Source organism: Chlorogloeopsis fritschii PCC 6912 (assembly GCF_000317285.1).
Taxonomy (GTDB): Bacteria; Cyanobacteriota; Cyanobacteriia; order Cyanobacteriales; family Nostocaceae; genus Chlorogloeopsis; species Chlorogloeopsis fritschii.
In genome coordinates this window covers 1-745 of record NZ_AJLN01000155.1, presented here as the reverse complement: position 1 = coordinate 745, position 745 = coordinate 1, and the positions used below count along the sequence as shown (strand labels likewise).

Genomic DNA, 745 nt, shown 5'->3' with positions numbered 1-745 from the left:
GCTTGAGGCTGGAACCTCGTAGACTCTTTAGGTTCATTTGTATTATTTCTGGTTATAGTAACCCCTTTGCAGACTCCATATATAGTTGGGAAGCTTTCGGGGGTTAATTGAATGCCAGCACTGATTAGTTCAGCACAAGCACGAGCATTGATAATTTCTAAATCATATTGAGTCTTACGAGCGATCGTTTCTGCCATGCTTTTGCAGGTACTCTCTAGTCTTCCACCCAGAGGAATTACAAAAGCGGCATTTAAACCATAAGAAGCATTTTCTGAGAAGCTAATCCCATCAAAGGAGTTAAAGGAAGTTCCTAAGATTAAGGATGGGCGGGGGCAAACAACTTGGATTCCTGCGACGCCTTGAATTTTATATGTCGCTGATTCACCAATGTTATATACTCCTGTTTGATTAATGGCGGCGGAGTTGCGTTGCTGGTTATCAAGAGTTTGTTCTTGATTGGGTTGAGATTGGGAACTGACAGAGTTGTTGACGGTTTGGGCTTGGGCTTCGACATTGATGCCGACTACTACGAGCAGACATAGTAATGAATGGTGAGTTAATCTTGTGAAAGCTTTTTTAAGCATTTGAGTTTTTTAAACCAAGTCAGTCATTGTTATTTGTAGTGATTGAGTTGTGCAAGGTTTTTTGTTCGTTATTGAGTACAATCTGATATTCCTAAAAACCACAAAAAAACACGAGGGGGGTTTTGTGGGATTAAGTGGGATCAATACATGAAGTTATGTGT

1 protein-coding gene is annotated in these 745 nt (G+C 40.4%); it reads right to left on the bottom strand.

Annotated elements, in window-relative coordinates; translation table 11 throughout:
• A partial coding sequence (locus UYC_RS0134855; RefSeq protein WP_026087669.1) for a hypothetical protein occupies nt 1–584 on the bottom strand: 584 nt, incomplete at its 3' end.
• Between the last annotated feature and the right edge of the window lie 161 nt (nt 585–745).